The 17590-nt window shown below is 33.7% G+C and carries 20 protein-coding genes; 12 read left to right on the top strand and 8 right to left on the bottom strand.

The features are described 5' to 3' along the window. Positions 1–382 precede the first annotated feature (382 nt). On the top strand, positions 383–1222 hold the full coding sequence (locus ABH961_RS05890) for an arylamine N-acetyltransferase family protein (protein ID WP_048540941.1): 840 nt from the start codon (positions 383–385) through the stop codon (positions 1220–1222). Positions 1223–1316: 94 nt separating this feature from the next. On the opposite strand, the gene ABH961_RS05885 is transcribed toward ABH961_RS05890, so the two are convergent. Both ABH961_RS05885 and exsG read right to left on the bottom strand, forming a co-directional pair. After that, positions 1317–1526 carry a hypothetical protein gene (locus ABH961_RS05885; RefSeq protein WP_000830253.1) on the bottom strand — a complete coding sequence of 70 codons (210 nt, stop codon included), beginning with the start codon at positions 1524–1526 and terminating at the stop codon, positions 1317–1319. A gap of 216 nt (positions 1527–1742) precedes the next feature. After that, on the bottom strand, positions 1743–1895 hold the full coding sequence (gene exsG / locus ABH961_RS05880) for an exosporium protein ExsG (protein WP_000395678.1): 153 nt from the start codon (positions 1893–1895) through the stop codon (positions 1743–1745). A 208-nt stretch (positions 1896–2103) separates the two neighbouring features. Here exsG and ABH961_RS05875 point away from each other — a divergent pair, with 208 nt between their 5' ends. After that, complete coding sequence (locus tag ABH961_RS05875) at positions 2104–3039, top strand: excalibur calcium-binding domain-containing protein (protein WP_404519034.1); 936 nt, start codon at positions 2104–2106, stop codon at positions 3037–3039. Positions 3040–3164: 125 nt separating this feature from the next. On the opposite strand, the gene ABH961_RS05870 is transcribed toward ABH961_RS05875, so the two are convergent. After that, the gene (locus tag ABH961_RS05870) at positions 3165–3734 is read right to left on the bottom strand and encodes a group-specific protein (RefSeq protein WP_098076412.1); all 570 of its coding nucleotides are present in this window, start codon (positions 3732–3734) and stop codon (positions 3165–3167) included. A gap of 274 nt (positions 3735–4008) precedes the next feature. On the opposite strand from ABH961_RS05870, the gene ric reads away from it, so the two are divergent. The 4 genes from ric (at position 4009) to ABH961_RS05850 (ending at position 9550) form a co-directional block, all read left to right on the top strand. Beyond that, a complete protein-coding gene (gene ric / locus ABH961_RS05865) occupies positions 4009–4716 on the top strand; it encodes an iron-sulfur cluster repair di-iron protein (protein ID WP_098076415.1) in 708 nt (235 codons plus the stop codon). Positions 4717–5148: 432 nt separating this feature from the next. Further along, positions 5149–6111, top strand: coding sequence for an AAA family ATPase (locus tag ABH961_RS05860; protein WP_098076417.1), 963 nt, complete (start codon positions 5149–5151; stop codon positions 6109–6111). Further along, a complete protein-coding gene (locus ABH961_RS05855) occupies positions 6111–7325 on the top strand; it encodes a DUF58 domain-containing protein (protein ID WP_098076420.1) in 1215 nt (404 codons plus the stop codon). The genes ABH961_RS05860 and ABH961_RS05855 overlap by 1 nt, the downstream gene beginning before the upstream one ends. Beyond that, positions 7322–9550, top strand: coding sequence for a transglutaminase TgpA family protein (locus tag ABH961_RS05850; RefSeq protein ID WP_098076423.1), 2229 nt, complete (start codon positions 7322–7324; stop codon positions 9548–9550). Before ABH961_RS05855 ends, ABH961_RS05850 begins: the two co-directional genes overlap by 4 nt. Before the next feature lie 83 nt (positions 9551–9633). Here the strand turns inward: ABH961_RS05850 and bsaA are convergent, their stop codons facing one another. Continuing rightward, on the bottom strand, positions 9634–10116 hold the full coding sequence (gene bsaA / locus ABH961_RS05845) for a glutathione peroxidase (RefSeq protein ID WP_098076426.1): 483 nt from the start codon (positions 10114–10116) through the stop codon (positions 9634–9636). 224 nt (positions 10117–10340) lie between these two features. On the opposite strand from bsaA, the gene ABH961_RS05840 reads away from it, so the two are divergent. The 4 genes from ABH961_RS05840 (at position 10341) to ABH961_RS05825 (ending at position 12691) form a co-directional block, all read left to right on the top strand. After that, positions 10341–10550 carry a DUF3925 family protein gene (locus ABH961_RS05840; protein WP_048540955.1) on the top strand — a complete coding sequence of 70 codons (210 nt, stop codon included), beginning with the start codon at positions 10341–10343 and terminating at the stop codon, positions 10548–10550. A 96-nt stretch (positions 10551–10646) separates the two neighbouring features. Next, complete coding sequence (locus ABH961_RS05835) at positions 10647–11618, top strand: MBL fold metallo-hydrolase (RefSeq protein ID WP_098076429.1); 972 nt, start codon at positions 10647–10649, stop codon at positions 11616–11618. 85 nt (positions 11619–11703) lie between these two features. Then, positions 11704–12138, top strand: coding sequence for a hypothetical protein (locus tag ABH961_RS05830; protein WP_048540960.1), 435 nt, complete (start codon positions 11704–11706; stop codon positions 12136–12138). Between the two features lie 310 nt (positions 12139–12448). Further along, positions 12449–12691 (top strand): hypothetical protein, encoded by a 243-nt coding sequence (locus tag ABH961_RS05825; protein WP_000766029.1) that lies wholly within the window; start codon positions 12449–12451, stop codon positions 12689–12691. Positions 12692–12745: 54 nt separating this feature from the next. Here the strand turns inward: ABH961_RS05825 and ABH961_RS05820 are convergent, their stop codons facing one another. Both ABH961_RS05820 and ABH961_RS05815 read right to left on the bottom strand, forming a co-directional pair. After that, positions 12746–13426 carry a DUF3600 domain-containing protein gene (locus ABH961_RS05820; RefSeq protein ID WP_098076432.1) on the bottom strand — a complete coding sequence of 227 codons (681 nt, stop codon included), beginning with the start codon at positions 13424–13426 and terminating at the stop codon, positions 12746–12748. Beyond that, positions 13423–14001, bottom strand: a complete 579-nt coding sequence (locus ABH961_RS05815; protein WP_048540965.1) for a sigma-70 family RNA polymerase sigma factor — start codon at positions 13999–14001, stop codon at positions 13423–13425. The genes ABH961_RS05820 and ABH961_RS05815 overlap by 4 nt, the downstream gene beginning before the upstream one ends. Before the next feature lie 207 nt (positions 14002–14208). On the opposite strand from ABH961_RS05815, the gene ABH961_RS05810 reads away from it, so the two are divergent. Next, positions 14209–15195 (top strand): quinone oxidoreductase family protein, encoded by a 987-nt coding sequence (locus tag ABH961_RS05810; protein ID WP_048540966.1) that lies wholly within the window; start codon positions 14209–14211, stop codon positions 15193–15195. A gap of 29 nt (positions 15196–15224) precedes the next feature. Then, on the top strand, positions 15225–15863 hold the full coding sequence (locus ABH961_RS05805; RefSeq protein WP_048540969.1) for a zinc dependent phospholipase C family protein: 639 nt from the start codon (positions 15225–15227) through the stop codon (positions 15861–15863). A gap of 44 nt (positions 15864–15907) precedes the next feature. On the opposite strand, the gene ABH961_RS05800 is transcribed toward ABH961_RS05805, so the two are convergent. Together ABH961_RS05800 and ABH961_RS05795 are read right to left on the bottom strand one after the other, a co-directional pair. After that, positions 15908–16291 carry a VOC family protein gene (locus tag ABH961_RS05800; protein WP_048540971.1) on the bottom strand — a complete coding sequence of 128 codons (384 nt, stop codon included), beginning with the start codon at positions 16289–16291 and terminating at the stop codon, positions 15908–15910. 123 nt (positions 16292–16414) lie between these two features. Then, the gene (locus ABH961_RS05795; RefSeq protein ID WP_048540973.1) at positions 16415–17584 is read right to left on the bottom strand and encodes a DEAD/DEAH box helicase; all 1170 of its coding nucleotides are present in this window, start codon (positions 17582–17584) and stop codon (positions 16415–16417) included. Positions 17585–17590: the final 6 nt, after the last annotated feature.

Raw genomic sequence — 17590 nt, 5'->3', positions numbered from 1 at the left:
TTCCTTTTGAGAGAACACTATAAAAAAGTTTCTCAATAATTGTTAACCGTACTAAATCCAAATATCTCTAAATCATTATTGTCTATATAAAGTATACAAATCTTGAAAAAACTTTAGGAAAAAAACACTTTATTACCACCTAGTTATAAAAAAGATTAATGAAGATATGTACTTTTATTTAATTTTATACAAAACAAACGAATAGAGGCTTATACTGTAAGACTTTCCTACCATTAAATTTTAAACTGAATTTTTCGAATAGAAAATATTTTTCCGAGAAACATATATTATGATAATTTTCGCAGACTTGAATTAAACTTTTATAAGTACTAACCTATCGGTGAGCAGAAGAAAATTCTGTAAAAAGAAAGGAGAATGCTTTATGATGACCAATTTACAAAAGGAGTTTTTTAAACGACTAAAAATTCCTGCAAAAGAAATAACATTTAATGATTTAGATGAAATTCTCTTGAAAATGGGCTTGATTCTCCCCTATGAAAATCTCGATATTATGGCTGGTACTATTAAAAACATCTCAAAAAATAACTTAGTAGAAAAGTTACTAATTCAAAAACGAGGCGGTCTTTGTTATGAATTAAACTCCTTATTGTATTACTTTTTAATGGATTGTGGGTTTCAAGTATATAAAGTAGCTGGTACTGTTTATGATCTTTACGATAATAAATGGAAACCCGATGATGGTCATGTCATTATCATATTAAATCATAATTATAAAGATTATGTTATAGACGCAGGTTTTGCATCTCATCTACCTCTACATCCCGTCCCTTTTAACGGAGAAGTGATTTCTTCTCAAACGGGAGAATATCGAATTCGCAAACAAACTACCCGAAAAGGTACACACATTTTAGAAATGAGAAAAGGAGCTAACGGGGAATCTACAAATTTCTTGCAATCTGAACCTTCACACGAATGGAAAATAGGCTATGCTTTCACTTTACATCCAATAGATGAGAAAAAAGTGAATAACATTCAAAAAGTGATTGTAGAGCATAAAGAATCGCCTTTTAATAAAGGGGCTATTACTTGTAAATTAACTGATTATGGTCACGTATCATTAACAAATAAAAATTATACAGAAACCTTTAAAGGCACAAAAAATAAACGACCAATAGAATCAAAAGATTATGCTCGCATTCTTCGTGAATCTTTTGGAATAACACAAGAAAAATATGTAGGAAAAACACTAGAAAGAGGATAGTTGACTAGAAGTATTTCATAATAAAGCAGATTCCATATTTAGAATCTGCTTTATTTTATATTTTGTTATAAAGAATTTTTTTTGCTGGTATCCTTTAATTTTCAATGATATACTCATCATCATATTTATCGTATTGGAGCCCTGATCCTATTTTTGATTCCGTAACTTGATCTCTTAAAAACGGTGCAGCTTCCATTTTGCTAGTTGCAATTTCAATTCCATATTTTTTCGTTAAATGGGCTAATTCTATTAAAAACCACTCTCTTCGCAATGTAACTGGAATATCAAATGTTCTTCTTTTCATATATAATAGCACCTCTTTAATTTCATAACTTAATGAACATCATTACATGCACGTGTGAAAACTACCTTTCATCACTAACATCCAATGAAACATTATAGTATATGCATGTCCATTTTAAACGTGCTATTACAAAACAATATTTTAGTTTACATAATCAGATTATGTAAGAGTAGAAGAGAAAGGTATATCCCTTCCCTTCTACTCTAGAAATTTAAATTAAGAACATCTTGGTACACCTAAAGCTAAGAATAAACCTGCTACTCCCGCAGTAATCGGTACTTTTAACGTAATAACATCGTCTACTTTCGTTACTAAAAAGAAAGCATTACCTTCTTGTAATATACAAGTTACCAATAATTGAAATTCCATTTAAACCCCCTCCTTTCAATCGATATATTATACTTTATGAATTCTACTTAAAAATGTAATAGGAAATATATCTATTTTTCCTTATATATAAAATAAATGATTATAAGTCTATTAAAAATACTAATTTTCTAAATTTATATAAATCGTGTAATATCCAATAAGTTCCTATATAATCAATAGTGAAAATCTTACAAATGGAGGTATAAAAATGGCGATTTTGAGTAATATTGGTGCAGCTTTATTTTTTATTGCTTTTATTCTTTTAATACTATGTATCATTTCATTCTTTAAGAAAACTGGAAAAGCAAAACAATATGGTCGTCCTACTGTTATTCTTTTTATGATTTCAATTCTCTTAATAGGAATGGGCACTACAAAATCTGAACACCCAGTCATCGATTTTTTTGCTACTTTAAGTTTAATTTTATTTATTTTTTTCCTTGTTCTAGCAATCTTATCCGTAATTAAAAAGACAGGTGTAGCAAAAAAACAATTTATTATCACTGCTATTTTATTTGTCATTTTTGTTGCATTATCAAGTATTTCAGCTCCTTCTTCTGAAAAGACGACAGCAACAAATAAACAAGTCGCTTCTAATAATGCAGAGAAAAAAGATGATAAAAAGAAAGAAGCGGACGAGAAAACTCAAAAGCAAGAAGATGAGAAGCGTCTAGCCGATGAACAAGCTCGTAAGCAAGAGGATAAAAAACGTCTAGCCGATGAACAAGCTCGTAAGCAAGAGGATGAAAAACGTCTAGCCGATGAACAAACTCGCAAACAACAAGAAGAGCAAAAACGCCAAGCCGAAGAGCAAACTCGCAAACAACAAGAAGAACAAAAACGTCTAGCTGATGAACAAGCTCGCAAACAACAAGAAGAGCAAAAACGCCAAGCTGATGAACAAGCTCGTAAACAACAAGAAGAGCAAAAACGCCAAGCTGATGAACAAGCTCGTAAACAACAAGAGGAACAGAAAAAAGCACAGCAAGCTCAAACACAACCTGCTGCAAGTAGCAATAGTAATGTAACTTACAAAAATTGTACTGAAGTTAAAAATGCTGGAAAAGCTCCATTATATAGAGACCAACCAGGTTATAGCTCTAAACTTGATCGTGATGGCGATGGAGTCGCATGTGAAAAATAGCAATGAAAAAGAAGCTTCTAGTAAGCTTCTTTTTTACTATTACGTATAAAACTAAATTACTCTTCCATTCTTGTAAGCCATATATCCATTCAAAATGGCATCTTATTTTTTTAATGCTTATAATATTAATCATTAACGGGATCAATACTCCAATTAATGATTTCAATATTTTTCACCTCCACTTTTCCTTTGACAAGAACATGTGGAATTAGGTGAAACATCCCGAATCTTCTACCCTTTTCATATTCCTCTCTGTAATATTCTTTTGTGCAGGTATTTAATTGCTTTAATTCTCTATATTCATTAAAGTTGATGAGTTCTATTTCGCATTCTTCTAATTCTCTATTTGGTCCACCCCAATTATGCTTTGAGTACTTGTATATTGCCATACACTGACCATTCAGTACGCTAACAGGAATTTTATAAAACAGTTTATTTGTATGAAGGTTTATTCCTATCTCCAGTAATACTTTATAAATCTCATAAGGATGCAGTGGTAAACAATGCACAACATCATTCCATAAACATTCTAGTTTTGGTATTTTACGTTTTAATAAGCTCTCCCTTTGAGTATGATCTTTATATTTTTGTATATACTCACCATATAAATTTGGATATACCCTTTTCAATTCATTTAATGGGATTAAATATTCTCCTTTTAGTTGCTCTGGTACCATATGATAAACATATTCCATAAAAACCTCCTATAATAGATACACTTCCTACCCAAAAACAATCTTAGATTGATAGAAAATACATTTGTAAACCATCTATATCATAATAATGCTCTTTTAATAATTTCCTAACTCAAAAAATCTTCGCTATCGGTTCTGTAATATCCTCTGTTGAATAACAATCCTATTATTCTCAAAACTGACACACTAAAAGTGATTTCAATCACTACATTGTTTTTCAAGTATCACTATTCTTAATTTAGATATTACATTAAAACTTTATGGAGGCATTCATATGGAACATAAATTTACTGAAACTTCAATTGTTGGTGAGATTGTTACGCAATTTCCGAAAGCTAGTGATCTTTTTAAATCGTATAGAATAGATTTTTGCTGTGGTGGTAATAAGCCGCTTATTGATGCAATTCATGAAAGAAATTTATCGGCGGATGAAGTAATTACAAAGTTAAATACACTTTATCATAATACGAAACGATTAAATGAATCTGAAATTGATTGGAAAAGTGCTTCTTATCGTGAATTGATTGATTATGTAATTCATAAGCATCATCGTTATTTACATGAAGAGTTACCGCAGTTAAGTCCATATGTGACGAAAGTATTACGCGTTCATGGAGCAAATCAGCCTCATTTAGCCCAAATTCATAAGCTATTTCATGAACTTAAAATGGAATTAGAACAGCATTTAATTAAAGAAGAAACGGAAGACTTCCCATTAATTTTAGAATTTGAACAAAATCCAACTGATGAAAATTATGTAAAGTTACGTAAAGTAGTAGATGAACTAGAAAATGAGCACAATCATGCTGGAAATATTATAAAAGAAATTCGTAAAGTGACAAATGACTTTACTCCTCCAGAAGACGCTTGCGGTACTTATCGACTTGTTTACCAACGTCTTGAAGCGCTAGAGTCTGATTTATTTGAGCATATTCATTTAGAAAATAATATTTTATTTCCACGTGCCATTACGAGAGCATAAAGTGAAACTATAATAAGTGGAGCGGTTTTGTTTATCCCACTCATTATTAGCCCACACTTAACTTCTTTGCTCCAACCGAATTTTGAGATGAAAGTTTTACTCCCGGCAAATAGCTGAATAAATAAGTCACAGGACATGAATAGCAATGCTCATGTCCCTCTTTTTCATTGTGTGAAAAATATTGATACTTCTCCACCCTCTCTATCCATATAACTAAATTTCCTATCCGCTTCTCTTTTCACATAAAACGAGAAATCATTATTTACCATATTGCCCTAAGTTACGGAAACAATTATACTAGATGTAATCACAATAAATAATCTGAATATTCTTAGAATTAAAGATAAAATCTTTACTGCCCGCAATTAGATGGATACACTCTATTTTCCACTAAATAGATTAAAAAACGATAATAACATTAGGAGGATTACGATGCACCAGCTTGATTCATTACATCCCATTATAGAAAAAATAATTAACAATATTGAAAAGTTAATGGTCGGAAAGCGAAAAGAAACGATCTTAGCTTTGACAGCTCTCTTAGCTGAAGGTCATGTACTATTAGAAGATGTTCCTGGCGTTGGGAAAACAATGTTAGTACGGGCCCTTTCTAAATCTATTGATGCTGATTACAAACGCATTCAATTTACACCTGATTTACTTCCATCAGATGTAACAGGTGTTTCTATTTATAATCCGAAAGAGCTCCAATTTGAGTTTAAGCCTGGACCAATTATGGGAAATTTTATACTGGCTGATGAAATTAATCGTACATCTCCAAAAACACAGTCTGCCTTACTTGAAAGTATGGAAGAAGGTAATATTACAATAGATGGCATGACAAGACCGTTACCAAAACCGTTCTTTGTAATGGCTACACAAAATCCGGTCGAATATGAGGGAACATATCCTTTACCAGAAGCACAGCTCGATCGTTTCTTATTGAAACTAAAAATGGGATATCCTACACCAGAAGAAGAGTTTGAAATTTTAAACAGGATGGAAAAAACAAATCCCCTCTCCCATTTACAAGCTATTACAACAATAGAAGAATTACTTTATTTACAACAAAGCATACGGGAAGTAAGTATGGAGAAAGCAATTAAGCATTACATTGTAAAGCTTGTTAGTCAGACTCGTTCTTATAGTTCTATACAACTAGGTGCAAGTCCACGTGGCTCGATTGCTTTAATGAAAGCTTCACAAGCTTACGCATTCATCCATGGCAGAAATTATGTTATTCCGGACGATGTTAAATTTTTAGCTCCTTACGTGTTGGCTCACAGACTCATTCTAAAAATGGAAGCAAAATTTGAAGGAATTACAGGAGAACAAGTTATCGCAAAAATCGTTGCACGAACTACCGTACCTACTCAAAGGAAGATGAACCTTTGATGAAACGGATACTACGAGCACTCTATCATTTTACTAAGTTATCACTCATTCCGTTATGCCTAGTCTTAACATTTGTATACGCTATGCTTCAAGGAGGATTTGTAAGTTGGTTTTTGTTTTACAGTATGATTCCTATTGGCCTTTATTCACTACTGCTTCCCTTCTATGCTTTACGGAACGCCGAGGTAAAACGAACAACAAATCAAGACGAATATGTAGCAGGAGAACCCTTTTTAAGTACGATTACACTAAAAAGAAGTTTTCCTTTTCCCTTACTGTATTTAATTATAGAAGATGTGCTGCCATCACAATTTACAAATTGTAAACAAACGAAGATGAATAAAGTAATACTCTTTCCAGGATTGAAACGAAATATTTCGTTTCAATATGCAATTGACACAATACCTAGAGGAGAGCACACTTTTTCAAGCGTACGTGTCAAAACTGGTGATTTATTCGGTATGATGGAGAAAGAAGTAACTTTTTCAGTTCCAGATACATTTTTAGTCTACCCTCAGTATGTAGATATAACATATCGACAAATGGAAAATCATTTCGAACAAGGAGCACTTTCAGCAAATATAAATTTAGTAAAAGACTCTACCATTTCTGTCGGTGTGAGAGACTATAAACCTGGTGACCGCTTTTCATGGATTGATTGGAAAGCAACTGCACGAACAAACAACATTATGACGAAAGAGTTTGAACAACAGCGCAGCCATAATATTATGATATTCATGGACAGAACCCCATCCCCTCTATTCGAATCAGTCGTCACATTTACTGCCTCTATTGTCAGGTCTGTCTTGAAGCAAAATTCACCGGCGTCATTCGTATCTGTCGGAAAAGAACGAACTTTTTTCCCTTTAGACAATGGAGATAGTCAGTTACATCAAATCTTTTGTCATTTAGCGAAGGTACAAGCAGATAGTGTATTCCCACTCTCCCGGAGTGTAGAAATGGAATTAAGAAAAATTTATGAGCCCGTCACGATTATACTCGTGACAAGCGATCTTTCTCCCGATATTCAAAAGGCGGCTGACTTTGCTGCTATAAAAAATAGAAAATTAATGGTGTTTGTCGTAAAAGAAAAAGTAAACCAACTCTCACATCGAGAACTCAGTATTCTAGAAACTCTACAAAAACGAAAAATATTTGTAAATATGATTTATGGAAACCGGTATACAAACGTGTTTTTTGAGGTGAGCAAATGATAACATTACAGTCAAAAAAACAATTGGATATGACTAGATTTTTCATGCATGCATGCGCATTTCTACTTTTACTAGAATGGCTAAGGCCCCTTATAGGTATTACAAACGTAGGTAGATTAGATATTTTCGTAATATTTATAGGGATTTGCTTCACACTCTATTTTTTTCAAACAAGGTGGCAGATTCCAATAAAAATCGTCACAATTTTATTCATCATTCATTTCCTATATTATAAAAATGCTTTTATAAACCCATCTTGGCTAACGAAATTTTCCACTGATATTTCTCGAAATTTCTCCCTGTTATTCCAGGGGAATTTGCTGGATATCTCTCCAGTTTTTCCAACACTTTTATTTTTTTTATCATTTTGGTTTTTGAGTGCTTTCATCTCTTTTTGGATGATTCATAAAAAACGTGGGCTGTTATTTCTTATATTGACTATTATTTATATCACCGTTTTTCATAACTTACATTTATATCATGCAAACTACGCTATTATTCGTACTGTTGTCATCGGCTTTTTTATGCTTAGTCTTCTCCGCATAGAACGAATAAAAGAGATGGAACACTTACAAAATTATGCTAGAGAAATCTCAAAATTACTTAAACCTCTTACAATATTTATTGTATTGTCAGCAACTATCGCATACTTTGCTCCAAAATTTGGCCCTCAATGGCCAAACCCAATGGATTTTTTTAAATTCAACACATCCGAAGCAAGTAAAAAACAAGAAGTTTCTAAAATTGGGTATGGTTTAGATGACTCGCGATTAGGCGGTCCTTTTAAGGCAGATCCTACAATTGTTTTCACAGCACAAACGCAAAACAAACAATATTGGAGAGTCGAAACGAAAGATTTTTATACAGGAAAAGGCTGGGAAGTTTCTGAAAATCAAAAAAAGGTTTCTTTTAAAAATAAAAACGACGTCGTGAGCTGGTACGAACAAAATACAAAAACGGAGACAACTAAGGCAACAATCAACATGCAAAAAAGATATCCTCACCTTACCTATCCAGCAGGGTTAATCTCAGTTGAGGCTTCCTCAGATGTATCATACAGCGTTGACCCATTTTCTGAAAAAATCTATACGATGGACGGAGGTTCTTCTACTACTTTAAATTCATATAAAGTAACATATGGGGTCCCAGAGTTTTCCATAGAAAACTTGAAAGCTGTAAAAACGAATGAAGGTCAAGAAACAAATCCTTATTTCATGACAAAGTACACGCAACTTCCCGAATCATTACCGCAGCGAGTAAGAGACTTAGCTATTAATCTAACAAATGATAAAGACAACCGATATGATAAAGTATTAGCTATTGAAAATTACTTCACCGACCATTCTTTCGTATATGAAACAATGAATGTGTTGTTCCCTACCAAAAATCAAGATTATGTTGATCAATTCCTTTTTGATACAAAAAGCGGCTACTGTAATAATTTTTCGACATCTATGATCGTGTTACTTCGTTCTGCTGGGATTCCTGCTCGATGGGTAAAAGGTTATACAGAAGGAACTCTTGATAACACACTAGTTGGTGCAGAAGGTGAGGCTGTATATAAAATCGCGAACGATAACGCACACTCTTGGGTCGAAGTATATTTCCCAGGATACGGATGGATTCCATTCGAACCAACAAAAGGATTTACCAATCCCTATAATTTCACAAATAATACTCCTGCTCCTACTACACAAAATAGCGAAGAAACTAATTCTCAAAATGCGCAAATGCACCAAAGAAACAATGAAGCAAAGCTCAAAAGTTTAATTGAAGATACAGAAGACGCTCCTACTAAGAAGCTTACAAATTCTAAAAATGGACTTTCTTGGTGGTACGTATTCCTCTCTACGATACCAATTAGTATCATCGGATACATTCTCTTCACCACTAGAATGAAATGGATTACATTTTTTATCATTCTTTTCTACAAATACCGAAAAGATGATGCTGTTTATAGCAAAGCTTACGGTGCACTTTTAAAACAATTTGGTAGAATTGGTATACCACGAGGGGAAAGTCAAACATTCCGAGAATATGCTCTCCACATTGATACACTTTACAACTCGGCTCATATGCAACAACTTACTTTCAGTTATGAGAACGCTATGTATCAAAAGGGACAGGCCGCAGCAGAATGGAAGAAATCCGTACACATATGGGAAATTCTTATGAAAAAAGCAGCCTCTCCGCCTAAATCAAATGACTTCCATTCAGCGATTTAATCTTGATAATGTGAGTTGAAAGAAAACGCCTCAAAGAACTACATTGTTCTTTGAGGCGTTTTTTAATAAAGTGAAACTTCTAGTTATTCTCCAAGTACCTTCTCAATCTCAACCTCTAAATCCACCGGCTTCGTCTGCGGCGCAAAACGCCCTACTACTTTCCCGTCTTTTCCGATTAGAAACTTCGTAAAATTCCATTTCACTGTTTTCATACCGAGTAAACCTGGTGCTTGTTCTGTCATGTATGTATAAAGCGGATGTGCCTTATCACCTTTCACATCAACCTTTGCAAACATCGGGAAATTCACACCATAGTTTAATTCACAAAAACTAGTAATATCTGCTTCTGTACCTGGTTCTTGTCCTCCGAATTGGTTACAAGGGAAACCGAGTACTTCTAGTCCTTGGTCTTTATATTTATCATATACTTCTTGTAATCCTTTATATTGTGGTGTAAAACCACATTTGCTAGCTACATTTACAATAAGAAGTGCTTTTCCTTCGTAATCTTTTAACGATTTATCTTCTCCTGTTATCGTTTTAGCTGAAAAATCATAAACTGTCATTTTCCTTACCCCTCTCTTCACTATCATTCTATGTTTATACTATACTACATTCATGAATATACAGCTCTTATTACGTACTTACACCCCGATATGATAGCGCTTTATTTCTGTTCGAAAATTCGACACAAACTACTAGACTTTTATGATGGAAAGTTTTACAATTAAATTATGAACAAAATGTGACAGTTTATATTCCATTATAAAAGCAAAGGATGGTGTTCATTATGAAAACTGCACAACATGAAACGATTTCAAATCGCGAGTTTTATTTCGTACTATATATGATGTTATTGTATGTGATTGGCTGGATAATCGATGTAAATGGTTTATTTTTAAGCTCCTACTTTAATTTAGCAGGAGAAATTATGCTTCCAATCGTTGGTGGCATAGTTGGACTGTTCGTTATGTCTATCAATAAAGAACAAACGAAATAATAACACTTTAAAAAGGCAGAAGACGAGCGTTCGTTTTCTGCCTTTTTTCTATTTTAGCGTATAATAGAAACATACAGTAACTAAGGAGTGGTAATGATGAAAAAAGTAGAGCAATTATCTTCTCACCTATATCTTATTGATGATTTTGATTTACAACATAATGAACGAACTGGTACGTACGTTTTATTAGGTGACGATATTACTTTAATTGAAACTTGTGCAGCCCCTTCTCTTCCGTATATTTTAGACGGCTTACAACAATTACATATTGATTTAAACGAAGTTAAAAACATTATCGTTACACATGTTCATTTAGATCACGCCGGTGCTGCTGGTTTAATGATGGAAAAATGCCCAAACGCTACTTTATATGTGCATTCTCGCGGTGCTCGTCATATGATTGATCCAACAAAACTCATTTTAGGTGCAAAAGCTGTATACAAAGAAGATTTCGATAAACTATTTGATCCAATTCTTCCTATAGAAGAAGAACGTGTTCATATTGTACAAAATGGTGATACGTTAAAAATTGCCGCAGACCGTACACTTACATTTTACGATACACCGGGACATGCTAAACACCATATTAGCATTCACGATTCCTTAACAAACGGCATTTTCACTGGCGATACAATTGGAATTTATTATAGAGAACTCGCAGACCTTGGTGTCGAACTATATTTACCATCAACGTCCCCTTCACAATTCCAACCAGATGCGATGATTGCTTCTAAAAATCACATTCAAAGTATGAATGTAGATACTATTTATTTCGGTCATTACGGTGCATCCTCTAATGTTACAGAAGTATATAACCAACTGGAACATTGGCTACCTATTTTCGTTCATACTGGAAAAGAGGTCTTTGAACAGTATAATGATTTCGATGAAGCGACTAAAGCTTTACAAACTGTATTAATGGATAGGATCTCTTCTCACCTTACAAAGGTAAACGTTCCATCAGATCATTCTATTTACAACATTTTACATTTAGATATAGAAATTAGTGCGATGGGCATTATAGATTATTTCACGAAGCAAGAAAAAGCAAACTCCACTATTATATAACCGTAAAAGAAGAGATATACAACAGTAGTTATTGTATATCTCTTCTTTTTTTGAATATATTTTGAGTAAAGGATGGTGGAATGTAATGCAAAAAGTGATGCTATATCTCTGCTTCACCTTATTTATCGTCTTATTATTATTTGTCGGAGTGAAAATTCAATTTTATTTAGATACAGACGCACAGGTGAACTTTAACGTTTATCCAAGATTATTCTACTTTACACTCTTCCCTCTTATAGTTGGCATTTTATTACGATTCCTTCAATCCATTAATCGCGAAACGAGTAAACAAAACTGGCGCTTTCAACCGGATAAATTTATCGCTATTACTGTGCCGACGCTATTCATTTCCTTTTCTCCAGCTCTACTCTTTTCACCAGTTGGTGCATACCTGCCTTATTTAACTAATATTATTCTTATAAATACTACTTTTGTTACGATAATAAGTTTAATAGCTGGCTATTCTATTTTAGATTGTTTTATACAAAAAGATAAGGAGAATAGTAAGGAATATAACTAAGTGATTTCCCACTTTTATTTTATTAAGCAAATCAAGATAATTATGCCCTGACTTGTATGCAAAAGAACTTAATGTTCAATTTTTAAGTGTCGTTGGTTATGGTAGTTTATTTATAAGTGCAATACTCCTTGTAAGAGTTGCTATACATGCGGTAAGGAAATTTATGTAATAACAAAACGAGTATGAAATCGCATAGATTTTATACTCGTTTTTTATTGTTCATATTTTCAATCGGTAATAGGAAATTTATGTTAAACTTAAGAAAGTCGCGCACTAAGTCAAAATACATTTCAAACAAGGGAGACTTATTATGAAATTAGGTACTTTCTCGTTTCTAACGTTTCTCGCAAGTATATGTTCTTTCTTTATTTTAAGAGGACCTCATGCAAATTTAACTTTAATTATTGCGATTCTCAGTATACTTTCATTACTCGGAATTATTTTTGCGATCGCATCAAAAAATTGGTTATTCGGAATAGTTGGTACAGCATTAAATGCAGTAATATTAGTATTTGTATATTTCTTATTGCTAGCAAAAGGAATAGGTGGTTAATATATTTACGTTTCAATAAGAAAAGCTCACAGCTTAGGCTATGAGCTTTTTTATTTATCGCACCTTTTCATCTACATACTCCATAAACTGCTCTGCTTTCATAAATCTTTCTTTGTATGCCTCAGGTATATCTTCTACTTTTATTCCACCAGTTGATTTAGTCTTCACTCGTACTATTTCATGTGTCATTAAAGCTTCCATATAGCGATCAAACTCTTCTTGCGTTAATATTTCTTTACTAGATTTATGACCATTTAATTTATCAAAGTATGGTTGAAGGCCCATACTTACTTTTTTCATTTCTTCTCTTTTTTCTGGTGATAATTGATCATAATCAATATTACCGTTCGAATCCCCGTACGCAAGCTTTGCATTTGTTAATTTTTTTAGTTCTTTTGTAAATTCTTCATATTCCTTCGCACCCATTTCATCTTTCGCTTCTGATAATTTTGCATTAAAACGCATATATGCTTCTAACGTCATTGCTCCAGCATGTTTTTTTAAATTCTCAAACGATCCGTATATACCATCCGCCATAATAGATTGATACGCAAAACCAGTCGTTGGGAGTAAAAATGCTGCCGCAAGCACTCCTGCGATAAGGCGCTTCTTCCTTTTACTTCCCCCGCTCTTCATTTTTATTTGGACAATTACTTTTTCTTTTAACTCCGGAGGGGCAATAATACCCTTCGCTTCTTCTTGTATAGATTCTCTAACTCTACAATCTAAGCTCATTTCACATTCCCTACCTCTCCTAAAAAGATTTCTTCTACTTGCTCTTTTTGACGTAGTTTTTTTAATGCCGCGTGAATTCTAGATTTCACAGTACCAATTGGAATATGTAATATGTGTGCTACTTCTTCTTGTGAATAATCGTGTAAGTATCTTAAGATAATAACTTGTTTCAATTTATACGGTAATTTATGTATAAGTTCGATTAGTTTTTTGTTTGATATTTTACTTACAATATCGTTAGAAAAATCAATTTGTACTGGTTTTCTTTGCTCTTCTGCTTTTTTTATAATTCGTAGTCGCATCCACCTCTTTCTTCTATAAGAGTGAATTTGTTTAATCGCAAGTCCAATTAGCCAAGGGCGAAATGGCTTCTCGCTATCATACTTACGAAGCGATTCATATAGTTGTATGTATATTTCTTGAACGACATCATCTACATCCGTTTTATCACCTATTAAAAAATGTGCTGTTTTATATACTTCTTGAATCGTTTTATCATACAATTCGCCATACGCTTCTTTATTGCCTGATAAAGTTAATTGGATTAAATTTGTATACAATGTTTCATCCTTCATTTACCTTCCCTCCTTTGTCTTACACTATATATTGGCAAGTAATTGATGTTTCGTTCGATTTTTTCAAAAGTTTTTTTATATAAATTAATATAGTGATTCAATCAGTTCATAAGCTTCACTTATAATCACACATAACTATTATATAATTTCCCAATTTCTAATGAACATTTAAAATGATTTATATAGTCAAATTTAGGAGGATATATAATGAAAGCTATCATTGTAACGTCGTTCGGTGGTCCTGAAGTGATGAAATATACAGATGTGGATATGCCGGCTATTTCAGAAGATCAAGTTTTGATTCGCGTTGTTGCTACTAGTATAAATTTCGCCGATATTAAATCCCGTTATGGTAAAAAAGGAAATAAAGCTCTACCTTTTATACCAGGGATAGATGCCGCTGGTGTTGTAGAACGAGTCGGTTCTCATGTGAAAAATATTTATCCTGGACAACGTGTCATTGCTTTTCCTCAAGATGGCTCTTACGCAGAATACGTTGTCGCAAACGAAAACCTTACTTTTGCTTTGCCTGATGAAGTCGATTTTCAAACTGCAGCTGCTTGTCCGATTGTATCTTTTACAAGCTATAATTTACTCGCAAATGTAGCAAGGCTTCAACAAGATGAGTCTGTACTCATTCATGCAGCGGCTGGTGGGATTGGTACGACAGCAATTCAAATCGCTAAACTATTAGGGGCTGGAACTGTTATCGGTACTGTCGGAAATGAAGCGAAAAGTAAAATCGCTTTAGACGCTGGAGCTGATTATGTTATATGTCGTCAAGATGTAGATTTTGTAGAGAAAGTCAATGAGCTGACCAACGGTGAAGGCGTTGATGTAATTTTAGATTCTATTTCTGGAACGGTTTCGGAAAGAAGTTTAAAATGTCTTGCTTATTATGGTCGCCTCGTTCATTTCGGAAATGCAAGCGGTGAAATTGGTAACTTCCAAACGAAAGATTTACACGCAAGTTGCCGCTCTATACTCGGTTTTAGCTTTGGTACTACACGAAAAAAACGTCCTGAACTACTCCAAGAAACTGCAAATGAAGTTTTCCGTTATTTAAGTGACGGAAGTTTGCAAATTAAGGCTACGAAATCTTTTCCACTTCAAGATGCAGGGAAAGCACATGAATGGGTCGAAAGTAGAAAAAGTACAGGGAAAGTAATACTAACTGTCCAGTCCTCTTCCTGAAATGAATACTTGAAACCGAGGTGTCATTCATGGGATCACGAATTATGCATGCTATTATCGCTAACAGGATTGCCGAGAAATTATCTATTCAAGATAAAACTTCTTTTATACTTGGAGGTGTGGCCCCTGATGCTGTGCATTCAAAGATAGAAAAAGTCACCTCACATTTTTACGCCGGCTCAACAAAAGACTATACGAGACGAATTGATTATGGATCATTTATTCATAAATATAAAGATTATATGGAGTCCCCTTTTCTCCTAGGCTATTGCACCCACCTCATTGCCGATGATAATTGGCTAAGCGGCTTTTTTCTACCTTGGCTTAAAAATAGAATCGAAAATGACGAAACTATCGCGCCTATGTACTACAACGACTTTAAATTATTGAACGCAAAATTACTTTATCATTACGATAAAGAACAACGGCTCTTCTCTCTTCTCAATCAAGAGGCTCACATTATAGATATTGAAGAGGTTTCTAAAGAAAACGTTTTAGCTTTTCGAAAGTATCTTTTTGAAGATATGTTGTATCCAGAGCAACATTTACATGAAAACTTGCAAGTATTTACGTTCGATCAAATCGTTGGTTATATTGAAACAGCTATTGAAAAAGGGGCATTTTTTATTAAACAACTCTCTCATGAAAAATTCATTTCAAAGATTTAATCCCCCTCAATATATTTGAGGGGGATTTTCACATAACAATATTATTATTGGTTCTTTTCCATAACCGCAAAATAATTGCTTTCACTATCAGCAAAGTTAAACACTTTACCAGAAGGCATAGTGACCATTTCACCAACAGTAACATTTTTATTTTTTAAATCTGTATATAATTGATCAAGATTTTCTGAGAAGAACATTAAAGATGGTGTACCAAGATTTAATTCTGGGCTCATCTTAGAAATCACTTCTTTATTATGTAATATAATGCTCGTTTCTGCACCGCTTTTCGGAGCGATTTCAATCCATCTCATTCCTTGCTTATTATCTTCCTCTGCAACTACATGAAACCCTACCTTTTCCGTCCAAAAATTTACTGCCTCATCTTGATTATTTACATATAACATAATTTGTCCGACTTTATGAATCATTGTTTTTCCCCCTAATGGTTTTTATATTCTATGTAGGTTTCTACAGATGTTATTATTATTCCTTTTTCATTCAATTACAAACATAAAAGACGCAACTACAAGTAGTTACGCCTTCTCCATTATTTATCTAGGTTTTTTCTTCCCAGTAAATGCTGGTTTCTTTTTCTTTGGTGCTTTCGGTTTCGTTTCTACAAATGATCCGTTGAACATTTCTTGCTTCGTAAACACGATACCTAATTTTTTTGCAAATTGAAGTAGTTTACGCTCTTCTTGTTGTGTTACAAGAGAAACGACAGTTCCTTCTTTACCCATACGTCCTGTACGTCCTGAGCGGTGAATATATTGGTCTACTGTGTCTGGTAACTCTAAGTGGATTACATGTGTTAAATCATCGATATCTATTCCACGTGCTGCAATATCAGTAGCAAGTAAAATTTCTAATTTCCCGCTGCGGAAAGCACGCATCGTTGCTTCACGCTCTTGCTTACTTGCCTCTGAATGAAGAGCTGCTGCTTTCATTTTACGGAATTGCAATTTCTGAGTAATTTCATCTAAACGGAATGGGTCATTTAAGAAAGCAACTGCTTTTACATCACCCATATGCATAATTCTTCTTACGTAATCATTTTTTTCGCGTCGCTCACAAATGATATACGTATGCTCAACTAAGCTTTTTGACTCTGCACGTGTTATACGTACTAATTGTGGTTCAACTGCTAAATCACGTGCAGCATCTTCTGCCACTTTTGTAATTGTCGCCGAGAAGAATACTAATTGACGATCCCGCATTGTAGATTTAATTACATCTTGTACTGCGCCCATCATCTTTTGTTTTACAATTTGATCAAACTCATCAAATACAATCGTTTTCACTTCATGCATCTTTAGCTTTTTCATTCGAATTAATTCTAAAATACGTCCTGGTGAACCGACAATTACTCTCGGGTGTTTCTTTAATTTTTCAACTTGGCGCTTAATATCTGCACCACCAATTAAAGATGCCCCTGAAATTTCAGTCCCTGCTGTAAACTTTTGAACCTCTTCGTGAATTTGCATGACAAGCTCACGTGTTGGCGCTAAAACAACAACTTGTGGTTGTTTTACTTCAGGATTAATTTTATGTAAAAGGGGTAATAAGTACGCTAATGTTTTTCCTGTTCCAGTTGGAGATTCAGCTATAACGTCTTGTCCTTCTAAAATAGTTGGAATCGCTTGTTTTTGAATTTCAGTTAATTCTTTAAAACCAGCCTTCTCCCAAGCTTGTTGTAAAAATGGTTGCATATCTTTTATCATTTGTTT

It is taken from the genome of Bacillus sp. RC251 (assembly GCF_044908765.1).
Taxonomy (GTDB): Bacteria; Bacillota; Bacilli; order Bacillales; family Bacillaceae_G; genus Bacillus_A; species Bacillus_A wiedmannii.
Note: the sequence above shows the minus strand (reverse complement) of the source record. Positions and strands in the feature narration are given on the sequence as shown.

Excerpts from the sequence above, each read along its gene's own strand:
- ABH961_RS05830 (WP_048540960.1), top strand. The coding sequence starts at position 11,704 with ATGCAAAAAGTGATGCTATATCTCTGCTTCACCTTATTTATCGTCTTA.
- ABH961_RS05815 (WP_048540965.1), bottom strand. The coding sequence starts at position 14,001 with ATGAAGGATGAAACATTGTATACAAATTTAATCCAATTAACTTTATCA.
- ABH961_RS05825 (WP_000766029.1), top strand. The coding sequence starts at position 12,449 with ATGAAATTAGGTACTTTCTCGTTTCTAACGTTTCTCGCAAGTATATGT.
- ABH961_RS05835 (WP_098076429.1), top strand. The coding sequence starts at position 10,647 with ATGAAAAAAGTAGAGCAATTATCTTCTCACCTATATCTTATTGATGAT.
- ABH961_RS05890 (WP_048540941.1), top strand. The coding sequence starts at position 383 with ATGATGACCAATTTACAAAAGGAGTTTTTTAAACGACTAAAAATTCCT.
- ABH961_RS05820 (WP_098076432.1), bottom strand. The coding sequence starts at position 13,426 with ATGAGCTTAGATTGTAGAGTTAGAGAATCTATACAAGAAGAAGCGAAG.
- bsaA (WP_098076426.1), bottom strand. The coding sequence starts at position 10,116 with ATGACAGTTTATGATTTTTCAGCTAAAACGATAACAGGAGAAGATAAA.
- ABH961_RS05840 (WP_048540955.1), top strand. The coding sequence starts at position 10,341 with ATGAAAACTGCACAACATGAAACGATTTCAAATCGCGAGTTTTATTTC.
- ABH961_RS05860 (WP_098076417.1), top strand. The coding sequence starts at position 5,149 with ATGCACCAGCTTGATTCATTACATCCCATTATAGAAAAAATAATTAAC.
- ric (WP_098076415.1), top strand. The coding sequence starts at position 4,009 with ATGGAACATAAATTTACTGAAACTTCAATTGTTGGTGAGATTGTTACG.
- exsG (WP_000395678.1), bottom strand. The coding sequence starts at position 1,895 with ATGGAATTTCAATTATTGGTAACTTGTATATTACAAGAAGGTAATGCT.
- ABH961_RS05885 (WP_000830253.1), bottom strand. The coding sequence starts at position 1,526 with ATGAAAAGAAGAACATTTGATATTCCAGTTACATTGCGAAGAGAGTGG.
- ABH961_RS05850 (WP_098076423.1), top strand. The coding sequence starts at position 7,322 with ATGATAACATTACAGTCAAAAAAACAATTGGATATGACTAGATTTTTC.
- ABH961_RS05805 (WP_048540969.1), top strand. The coding sequence starts at position 15,225 with ATGGGATCACGAATTATGCATGCTATTATCGCTAACAGGATTGCCGAG.
- ABH961_RS05855 (WP_098076420.1), top strand. The coding sequence starts at position 6,111 with ATGAAACGGATACTACGAGCACTCTATCATTTTACTAAGTTATCACTC.
- ABH961_RS05810 (WP_048540966.1), top strand. The coding sequence starts at position 14,209 with ATGAAAGCTATCATTGTAACGTCGTTCGGTGGTCCTGAAGTGATGAAA.
- ABH961_RS05800 (WP_048540971.1), bottom strand. The coding sequence starts at position 16,291 with ATGATTCATAAAGTCGGACAAATTATGTTATATGTAAATAATCAAGAT.
- ABH961_RS05875 (WP_404519034.1), top strand. The coding sequence starts at position 2,104 with ATGGCGATTTTGAGTAATATTGGTGCAGCTTTATTTTTTATTGCTTTT.
- ABH961_RS05795 (WP_048540973.1), bottom strand. The coding sequence starts at position 17,584 with ATGATAAAAGATATGCAACCATTTTTACAACAAGCTTGGGAGAAGGCT.
- ABH961_RS05870 (WP_098076412.1), bottom strand. The coding sequence starts at position 3,734 with ATGGAATATGTTTATCATATGGTACCAGAGCAACTAAAAGGAGAATAT.